Source organism: Streptococcus sp. HMSC066E07 (assembly GCF_001814695.1).
GTDB classification, from domain to species: Bacteria; Bacillota; Bacilli; order Lactobacillales; family Streptococcaceae; genus Streptococcus; species Streptococcus hominis.
Genome location: NZ_KV817452.1, coordinates 1 through 254 on the forward strand (window position 1 = coordinate 1; position 254 = coordinate 254).

Consider the following 254-nt stretch of genomic DNA (forward strand, 5'->3'; position numbering starts at 1 on the left):
TCTGGTGTTGGAATATCTGGTACAAGATCATAGTAGTAGGTAATATTGGTATTGCCTTCAACGACTTTTCCTGTTTCTGCACCTTGAGTGGCTTTCGGATCAAGACGATATTTCTTACCATCAACTGTCGTGATTGTTTCTTTCCGTTGATCGGTTGTATCATAGTCTGTTCCGACTTCTGATCTTGGTGTATCCGTTACTTTTGGTGAAATTGTAGCGCCGCTTTTGTTCTTGTATTCAACGGTAACATCACC

At 40.9% G+C, this 254-nt stretch carries 1 protein-coding gene; it reads right to left on the bottom strand.

The annotated features are described in order from the left end of the window. Positions 1 to 254, bottom strand: a 254-nt coding sequence (locus tag HMPREF2984_RS06345; protein WP_180363937.1) for a MucBP domain-containing protein, incomplete at both ends; no start/stop codon positions are given.